Origin of the sequence: uncultured Flavonifractor sp. (assembly GCF_944383115.1) — a bacterium.
In the GTDB taxonomy this organism is placed as follows: domain Bacteria; phylum Bacillota; class Clostridia; order Oscillospirales; family Oscillospiraceae; genus Flavonifractor.
Map to the genome: position 1 here is coordinate 1 of NZ_CALWOJ010000085.1, position 8579 is coordinate 8579.

The following is an 8579-nucleotide window of genomic DNA, read 5'->3' on the forward strand; positions in this document are numbered from 1 at the left end:
GGCGCCTCTCCACCTAAAACTTATTTTTCCTACCAGGGCGCTTTTTTGTACTGTCCGCACAATTTGGAGCAGTTCAACGCCGTGGGGACGCTTTTTAATTGCTGGTTAGCAACAGCAAATCTTTTGAGGGCAGTTCCAGCCACAGGGGGTCAAGTCCCGCCAGGGCCGCCCAGCGATCCTTCTCCAGCTCGATGCGCAGCCGGGAGAAACCCTGGCTGCCGCCGGGGGTGGACAGCATGACCACCGTGGAGAACACATTCTCCACCACCCGCTCCACTTTGCAGGGGAGCGTGTTGGGGCCGGGGCCATTCACGGGTCTGATGTAGTGTGCCCGGACACCGATGTGGGTCAGACCCTCCGGCAGAGGCTGGCCCGGGTTCAGGGTCACACCCCAGTCCAGGGCCTCCACCATGCCGTCCGCTGTGGCCTTGGCCCGGGACACGTTCTTGCAGCCGGACAGCAGGCAGGCCGACAGGGTGCGGGGCGCCTCAAAGAGTTCATGCACCGGCATCATGGCCTGGGAAGCGCCGTTGTCCAGCACGCACACCTGCTGGCACAGCCGCTGCACCTCGTCCCGGTTGTGGGTAACGAAGAGGACGGGGCCGTCGAACGCCGACAGCAGGTCGGCCAATTCCAGTTCCACCTGCCATTTCAGGTAGCTGTCCAGTGCGGAAAAAGGCTCGTCCAGCAGCAGCACCTCCGGCCTGCTGGCCAAAATACGGGCCAGCGCCACCCGCTGCTGCTGCCCGCCGGACAGCTGCCGTGGGTACTTGCGCTCCTGCCCCTCCAGATAGAAGGAGGAGATCAGGCGGTTTACCGTCTCTTTCCGGGCGGTCTTGTCCTTTACGCCCACGGCGATGTTCTGTTCCACAGTCATATTGGGGAAGAGGGCGTAGTTTTGGAAGAGGTAACCCACCCGCCGCTGCTGAGGAGGCAGGTTGATCTTCTGCTCAGAGTCAAAGAGTACCCTGCCGTCCAGCACAATGCGCCCCCGATCCGGCCGCTCGATGCCGGCAATGCACTTGAGGGTCAGGCTCTTACCGCAGCCGGAGGCGCCCAGCAGGCCGGTGACGGCGCCGCTCTGGGTGCAGAAGGAGGCGTCCAGCTGAAAGTTACCGAAGTTTTTGTGGATATCCACTTCCAGCCTCATCACTCCACCTCCCCGGAGACCGGTGCGGCCCGGCGGCGGGGCCGGCGATCCTTCTTTTCCAGCATGTTGACACACAGCAGCACCACCGCGGAGATAAGCAGGTTGATGAGTACCCACTGCATGGCTCCGGCGTCGTCGCCGGTGCGCCAAAGCTGGTACACCGTAGTGGAGATGGTGGCGGTCTTGCCGGGGGTATACCCTGCGATCATGGCGGTGGCGCCGTACTCGCCCAGGGCCCGGGCGAAAGCCAGCACGGTGCCGGCGATGATGCCCTGTTTGCAGCAGGGCATCATGACATGCCAGAAGATCCAGGTGTTGGACTTGCCCAGGGTGCGCCCCGCCTGGGCCAGGGTGACGTCAAAGGACTCAAAGGCGCCTCGGGCGGTGCGGTACATCAGGGGAAATGCCACCACCGCCGAGGCAAAGATGGCGGAGTACCACACCATGGTCAGCCGCAGGCCGAAGGTATCCAGCACCCAAAGCCCGATGGTGCGCTTTGGCCCCAGCAGCCGCAGCAGGAAGTAGCCCACCACGGTGGGGGGGAGGACCAGGGGGAGGGTGAGGATCACGTCCAGCACACCCTTCACCAGCCGGGGCAGCCTGGCCACATAGTAGGCGGCGGCAATGCCCAGAAAGAAGATGAGGGCGGTGGAGATGGCCGCGATACGCAGGGAGTTGAACAGGGGATAGAGATCCATAGACGTACCTGCCTTTTCAAAGGGGCCTGCTCTTTGGGACAGGCCCGTATCTTTACTGGATGACGGTAAAGCCCACGCCTTCCAGCAGGTTGATGGCGTTCTCGTCGGTGTGCAGGTAATCCAGGAAGGCCTGGGCGGCGGCCTGGCTGGCTTCGCTGCCGCCGCACTTCAGGACGGCGGCGGGGTAGATGACCTGGTCGCACATGTCGGCAGCGGCCTGATCCACCACGTTCAGTTCATAGGTGAAGGCGTCGGTGGCGTAGATGATGCCGCAGTCCACGGCCCCTTCTTTCACCTGATTGGCCACCTCGGAGACGTTGGAGGCGTAGGTCACCTTGCCGTCAGCCTCCAGAGCGGTGATGTCAATGCCCAGGGTGTCCAGGATCTGGAGAGAGTAGGCCCCCACAGGTACGTCGTCGTTGCCCAGGCAGAGCAGAGACAGCTTGTTGGTAGCCAGATCGGAGAAGGACTGGATGTCCTTGGGGTTGTCGTCGGGGACTGCCAGCACCACCTTGTTCTCCACAAAGTTGATGCGGGTGTCGGACAGCACAAAGTCCAGCCCCTCGTTGGTGCCGGTGGTGTCGGCGCTGTCCAGCTGATTCATCTGCTTCTGGGCGGCGGAGATGAAGAGGTCGCACACCGCCCCCTCCTCGATCTGGGTCTTGAGGGTGCCGGAGGAGTCAAAGGTGAAGGTGAGCTTCACGTTGGGCGCCACCTCTTTGTACAGGTCGGCGATCTGGGTGAGGGTGGCCTCCATGGAGGCGGCGGCGAATACCACCACCTCCACCTCCTCGGCCTGGGCGGGGGTGGTTTGGGCGGGGGTGTCGCTGTTCTGGGCGGGGCTCTCGGCGGCACCGGAATTGCCGCCGCCGCAGGCGGCCAGGCCTAAGGCCAGGGCCAGGGTCAGGGCCAGGGATACGAGTTTTTTCATGCTGCATTCTCCTTTACAAAATGGTAGGCGGCCCCGTTTCCAGGAACGCCCCGGCCCGCCGCCATGACGTTAAACGTTTTAGGCGATACGGGCTCGAAGAATTTATATAAAATGAGCCGTCAGGCTCACTTTATCCGCATGTCGTCCTTCCATACCTCACGGGAGCCCAGCGAAGCGGGTCCCGTGAGGAGAGCCGGAATCAACGAAGTGGAGTGGAGGCCCGGCATCTGCCGGGCGGAACGGAGCGCAGTTTATTCCGGCGAGGCGCAGTTGCCCGCAGTCCCCTTGAGGATCTCCAGGCCGTGGCCCAGAGCGGGGAGGATGAACTCCAGGCACTCCCGCACCGCTTTGGGACTGCCCGGCAGATTAACCATGAGGGCCTGTTTCCGGATACCCGCCGCCGCCCGGGAGAGCATGGCACGGGAGGTGATCTGGAGGGACTGCCACCGCATGGCCTCGGCGATGCCGGGTGCGGGACGCTCGGTGACAGCCAGGGTGGCCTCCGGGGTCAGGTCGGTGGGGGAGAAGCCGGTGCCGCCGGTGGTGAGGATCAAATCGGCCAGGTCATTGTCGCACAGCCGCTTTAGTTCCGAGGACAGCGGTTCCAGCCCGTCGGGCAGCAGGGCGGTGTGAACCACTTCGTAGCCCGCGCCCTCCACCAGTTCCCGGATCACCGGGCCGCTTTTGTCCTCCCGCTGTCCGGCGTAGCCGGAGTCGCTGAGGGTGATGATGGCTACCCGCATATTCAGCCCTCCTCCACGATGGTGAGGTCGTCCCCCACCGAAATGGTGCCTCCGTGGAGTACCTTGGTGAATACACCCTCCCGGGGCATGATGCAGTCCCCCATGACTTTGTAGATCTCACAGTGGGCGTGGCACTGCTTGCCCACCTGGGTCAGCTCCAGCACCACGTCGTTGCATTTGAATTGAGTGCCAATGGGCAGAGCCTTGAAGTCATAGCCCTCCACCACCAGGTTTTCCCCGAAGGCGCCGTGGTCCACCACCGCGCCCCTGGCTCGGAAGTCCTCCACCTGCTCGTGGGAGAGGAGGGACACCTGCCGGTGCCATTTGCCGGCGTGGGCGTCGCCCTGGATACCCCAGTCCTCCACGAACTGGGCGGAGCCCACATTTTTCTTCTGGGTGCCTTTCTGTTCACTGACACAGACGGCCATCACTTTGCCCATGTTCTTATCCTCCAATTTGATTCATGTTGCGGCCTTCGTCCGCAGCCTGCTTGTCCCCGCCGAAGTGGTGGCTGGCCGGTTTGCTTCGGATGGCCTCCCCAATGGCCGCCTGAAGGGCGGCATCGTCTGCGCCGGCCTCCAGCAGGGCTTTCAGATCCACCCCCTGGTCGTATTGCAGGCAGGTTTTGAGAAAACCGGCGGCGGTGAGCCGCACCCGGTTGCAGCCGGAGCAGAACTGATGGGTCATGGCGCTGATGAAACCCACCCGGCCGGTAAAGCCGGCGAAGGTCAGGTACCGGCCCGGGCCGTCGCCCCCTCCCTGGGGACAGGGGAGGGCGGGGCCGAAGGTGCGCTCTAGGATCTCCCGCACCTCCTGCTCGGTACGGCGGGGGAGGGCGGAACCCAGGCCGATGGGCATCAGTTCAATAAAGCGGACGTCCAGCCGGCAGCTGCGGGCCAGTTCCGCCAGAGGGATCAGCTGGTCGTCGTTTTCCCCGGTGGGGACGCAGTTCACCTTGACCCGCAGGCCGGGGGCGGCCAGGGCGGCCTCCAGCCCGGCCAGGGCCTGGGGCAGCGCGTCCCGGCGGGTGATATGAGCAAATTGAGCCCGGTCCAGAGTGTCCAGGCTGAGATTGATCCCGTCCAGCCCGGCCTGCAGAAGGTCGGGCAACTGTTCGACCAGCAGCAGGCCGTTGGTGGTGAGGGTGACGGATGCAATGCCGTCAATAGCCTTCAATGCCTCCACCAGACCGGCCAGACCTTTGCGTACCAGCGGTTCCCCACCGGTGAGCCGGACCTTTTTGATCCCCAGGGCGGCGGAGGCCCGGACGATGCGGACGATCTGCTCGTAGGTGAGGATGGCGCTGTGATCCACCCATGTCACGCCCTGGGCGGGCATGCAGTACCGGCAGCGCAGGTTGCAGCGGTCGGTGACGGAAATGCGGAGATAGGAGATCTCCCGGCCAAACTGGTCAAGCATGGGACAGCGCCTCCTCTCTCAGACGCAGCAGGAAGCGAACTGCGGCTGCCGGGTCGTGGAGGGGCAGCACCGGCACGCCCAACCCGTCCAGCGGCAGGTCGGTGACCAGGGCCAGCAGGGTGGCCGGATCGGAGACCGGCGTCTCTGAATTGCCCTTGCGCACCACTTCCAGCTTGGGCCAGTCGGTGTGCTTGAAGCCCTCCAGCAGGATGAGATCCGCATCGGGAAACTGGGCGATGAGATCCAGCTCCGTTACCGGCTGCCGCTTCACCAGCTTGAACTTCTCCCCGTCAAAGATGGCGGTGCCCGCCGCCCCAGCCGCCATGAAACGGCCGGTGTCGGTGCCGGAGGGGTCGGGGTCAAAGCGGTGGCCGTCGTGCTTGACCACAGCCACAGTGAGACCTGCCTCCACCAGCAGGGGGAGCATGGCCTCGATGAGGGTGGTCTTGCCCGAATTTTTCACCCCGGATATGGCCACCACCAGCGGCTTATTCACGGTCATACACCCCCGATTTGCCGCCCTCCTTGTGAACCAGGTGGATCTCGCCCAGCTCCATCCCCTTGTCGATGGCCTTGCACATGTCGTAGATGGTGAGCAGGGCCACGCTCACCCCGGTGAGGGCCTCCATCTCCACGCCGGTCTTGCCGGAGAGCTTGACGGTGCAGGTGGCCCGCACGGCGCAGGCCTCCTCCAAAATTTCAAAATCCACCGACAGGTGGCTGAGCAGCAGGGGATGGCACAGGGGAATCAGCTCCCAGGTGCGCTTGGCGGCCATGATGCCCGCCACCCGGGCCACACCCAGCACGTCGCCTTTGGCTGCGGTGCGGCCGGTGATGGCCGCCAGAATGGCGGGGGTGAGCTTGATGGTCCCCTCGGCCACCGCGGTGCGGCAGGTGGGCTCCTTGCCGGTCACGTCCACCATAATGGCGTTGCCCGCCTCGTCAAAGTGATTGAAAACAGGTTCCATAACAGCCTCCTGCACAATTTGTAGGGGCCGATGCCCACATCGGCCCGTCGCTGGTTACAGCAGCAGCACCCGCACCCGGGTGCCCACCGCCGCCGGAGGCGAGCCCGCCGGCAGCTCCACCAGACAGTTGCACCCCACCAGGGAGGAGAGCATCCCGGAGGCGTGTCCCTCCGGCAGGGTGATGTGTCCATCTTCATACCGGCCCCGGATGAATCGCCGCCTGGGGCTGGCCTTGGGGAAGGGGGTGTCCAGCACACCCTCACCCCATCGGGGCATTTCCTCCCCCGCCAGGGTGGCCAGCAGGGGCCGGGCCAGCAGCTCAAAGGTGGTGAAGGCGGCGAAGGGGTTGCCCGACAGAGACAGGATGGGTTTGTCCTGCCAGGTGGAGTACATGGCGGGGGTACCCGGCTTCAGATCCACCTTCCAGAACACCCGCTGAGCCCCCAGCAGGGGGAGGGCCTGGTGGAAGATGTCCCTGTCGCCCACCGACACGCCGCCGGTGGTGATGAGGGCGTCGCAATCCGCCAGCAGTTCCGCCATCGCCTCCGCCACAGCGGCAGGGGAGTCGCCCTGGTGGGCGGCCCGCGCCTCAAAGCCCAGTTCCCGCAGCCGGGCGGAGAGCAGCATCCGGTTGGAGCCGTAGATCTTCCCGGCGGGCAGGGGCTGACCGGCTTCCACCACCTCGTCCCCGGTGGTGAGCAGCCCCACCTTTGGCCTGCGGCATACGGGAACCTCAGTGATGCCGGCGCCGGCCAGCAGCCCCAGGGCGGCGGCGTCCAGCCGGACGCCCCCCCTGAGCAGCAGACTGCCCGCCCGGTAGTCCTCCCCTTGGTAGACATAATTCTTGCCCGGCGGGAGCGCAGCGTAGACCGCCACCGGGTTTTCCTGGTTGGTATCCTCCTGGGCCACCACGCAGTCGCAGCCGGGGGGCAGCATGGCCCCCGTCATGATGCGGACGGCCTGACCGGGTTCCAGCGGGCGGCGGGGCGCGTCTCCGGCATACAGGGTCTCCGTGACGGTCAGCACCGCCGGGTGTTGGGGGGAGGCCCCTGCCAGGTCGGCGGAGCGGAGGGTGTAGCCGTCCAGCGGGGAGCGGTCAAAGGGAGGCTGATCCAGGGGGGCGGTCATATCCGAGGCCAGGGTACGGCCCAGAGCCTCCGGCAGGGGCAGCAGCTCCATGCCCAGGGGGGAGAGGGGGGCGGTTATCCGGGCCACAGCCTGCTCCAGGGACAGATTGGTGAACATACTCAGTACCCCTTGCCGAAGGGGCAGATGGGATAATGGCACTCAGGGCAGCCCAGGCACAGCCCGCCGTGGCCCAGGGCTTTCAGGTCGGCCCGGCCAATCCGCACGCCTGCGGCAATGCGGGGCAGGACCAGGTCGAACACCGTGGCCTTGGCATACATCACGCAGCCGGGCAGGCCCAGAATGGGGGTGTTGTCCCCGAAGTAGCCCAGCAGGAACATGGCCCCCGGCAGTACGGGCGCGCCGTAGGACACGATGTCCGCGCCGGTATCTTTGATGGCGCCGGGGGTGCGGTCGTCCGGGTCCACGCTCATGCCGCCGGTACACAGGATCAGATCCACCCCCTTGGCCTTGTAGTCCAGGGCGGCGGCGGTGATGGCGGCCCTGTCGTCTCCGGGCAGGCAGTGGTGGGTGACTTCAATGCCGTAGGCGGCCAGTTTCTGGATGATGACAGGGGTAAAGCTGTCCTGGATGAGGCCCTTGGCCACCTCGCTGCCGGTGGTGATGAGGCCGCAGGTTTTCAGCTTCCAGGGAGTGAGGGTGAGGATAGGGGTGCCTCCGGCCCGTTCCTCCACCTGCCGCAGCTTGTCCTCGTCAATGACCAGAGGGATGATGCGGGTACCCGCCAGCTTGTCCCCCTTGTGGACGGCGGTATTGGTGTGGCGGGTGGCGATCATGATCTCGTCCTCGCCGTTCAGAGCATTGAGCCGCTCCACATCCACCTGAAACAGGCCGTCTGCGTCGGCGATCAGTTCAATCTTGCCCTCCTTCACCGGCGTGGGGTGCATAAAGTCATTCTGGCACAGGGCGCGCAGCCGGTCGGCGGCCTCATTCTCATGGAGGGTTCCGGGCTGCTTTTCCCATACATACAGATGCTCTTTGCCCATGCTCAGCAGCACCGGGATATCTTCCTCAGTGACGATATGTCCCTTGCGGAACCGGGCGTCCTTGGTAACGCCGGGGATGATCTGGGTCAGGTCATGGCAGAGTACATGACCCACCGCCTGGCAGGTGTCAATCAACTTCATGGAAGAACCTCCTTTAATAAAAAGAGAGCGCCGCTTTGAGGCGGCGCTCTCAGGCCGAGAGGGTATACTTCCCCCCGGGAAAAGCGGCCCCTTTTCAAAGCGGAAGGTCGGCCCGTTTCCAGACCGGCCCTGGCGGAGCGCCATAGGCAAAGCCCTTAGGCGGTACCGCTCGGAGCATACTGAATTTTAATCAGCATAGCACAAATTTTGTCATATTGCAATGGTCAGCGGGGACAGGATAGAGAAGATATTATATCATGTGGGAAGAAGCGTCGCCACAGAAAGAAAAATCGCCCTCTTTTTAAAAGAGGGCAATTTCATGGAGCTAGTGGTGGGAATCGAACCCACGGCCTGCTCATTACGAGTGAGCTGCTCTACCTCTGAGCCACACTAGCGT

10 protein-coding genes, 1 tRNA gene and 2 riboswitches are annotated in these 8579 nt (G+C 64.3%); all 11 genes read right to left on the reverse strand.

Going from position 1 to position 8579, the window contains the following annotated elements:
• Positions 1–94: 94 nt before the first annotated feature.
• The gene (locus Q0K43_RS08850) at positions 95–1150 is read right to left on the reverse strand and encodes a sulfate/molybdate ABC transporter ATP-binding protein (RefSeq protein WP_297290188.1); all 1056 of its coding nucleotides are present in this window, start codon (positions 1148–1150) and stop codon (positions 95–97) included.
• Positions 1150–1848, reverse strand: coding sequence for a molybdate ABC transporter permease subunit (modB, locus tag Q0K43_RS08855; protein ID WP_297290189.1), 699 nt, complete (start codon positions 1846–1848; stop codon positions 1150–1152). The genes Q0K43_RS08850 and modB overlap by 1 nt, the downstream gene beginning before the upstream one ends.
• Positions 1849–1900: 52 nt before the next feature.
• Positions 1901–2779, reverse strand: a complete 879-nt coding sequence (gene modA, locus Q0K43_RS08860) for a molybdate ABC transporter substrate-binding protein (RefSeq protein WP_297290190.1) — start codon at positions 2777–2779, stop codon at positions 1901–1903.
• Positions 2772–2890, reverse strand: a riboswitch (molybdenum cofactor riboswitch). Its footprint overlaps the gene before it by 8 nt.
• Positions 2891–3030: 140 nt before the next feature.
• Entirely contained in the window at positions 3031–3522 is a 492-nt protein-coding gene (locus tag Q0K43_RS08865) for a MogA/MoaB family molybdenum cofactor biosynthesis protein (protein WP_297290191.1), read from the reverse strand.
• A gap of 2 nt (positions 3523–3524) precedes the next feature.
• Positions 3525–3962 carry an MOSC domain-containing protein gene (locus Q0K43_RS08870; RefSeq protein ID WP_297290192.1) on the reverse strand — a complete coding sequence of 146 codons (438 nt, stop codon included), beginning with the start codon at positions 3960–3962 and terminating at the stop codon, positions 3525–3527.
• A gap of 4 nt (positions 3963–3966) precedes the next feature.
• A complete protein-coding gene (gene moaA, locus Q0K43_RS08875) occupies positions 3967–4941 on the reverse strand; it encodes a GTP 3',8-cyclase MoaA (RefSeq protein ID WP_297290193.1) in 975 nt (324 codons plus the stop codon).
• Positions 4934–5437, reverse strand: a complete 504-nt coding sequence (gene mobB / locus Q0K43_RS08880; protein WP_297290194.1) for a molybdopterin-guanine dinucleotide biosynthesis protein B — start codon at positions 5435–5437, stop codon at positions 4934–4936. Before mobB ends, moaA begins: the two co-directional genes overlap by 8 nt.
• Positions 5430–5909, reverse strand: coding sequence for a cyclic pyranopterin monophosphate synthase MoaC (moaC, locus tag Q0K43_RS08885; RefSeq protein ID WP_297290195.1), 480 nt, complete (start codon positions 5907–5909; stop codon positions 5430–5432). The genes mobB and moaC overlap by 8 nt, the downstream gene beginning before the upstream one ends.
• Positions 5910–5963: 54 nt before the next feature.
• Positions 5964–7154 carry a molybdopterin molybdotransferase MoeA gene (gene glp, locus Q0K43_RS08890; RefSeq protein ID WP_297290196.1) on the reverse strand — a complete coding sequence of 397 codons (1191 nt, stop codon included), beginning with the start codon at positions 7152–7154 and terminating at the stop codon, positions 5964–5966.
• 2 nt (positions 7155–7156) lie between these two features.
• Positions 7157–8182 (reverse strand): molybdopterin-binding protein, encoded by a 1026-nt coding sequence (locus Q0K43_RS08895; RefSeq protein WP_297290197.1) that lies wholly within the window; start codon positions 8180–8182, stop codon positions 7157–7159.
• A 71-nt stretch (positions 8183–8253) separates the two neighbouring features.
• Positions 8254–8369, reverse strand: a riboswitch (molybdenum cofactor riboswitch).
• Between the two features lie 133 nt (positions 8370–8502).
• Positions 8503–8577: transfer RNA gene (locus Q0K43_RS08900), tRNA-Thr, on the reverse strand.
• Positions 8578–8579: the final 2 nt, after the last annotated feature.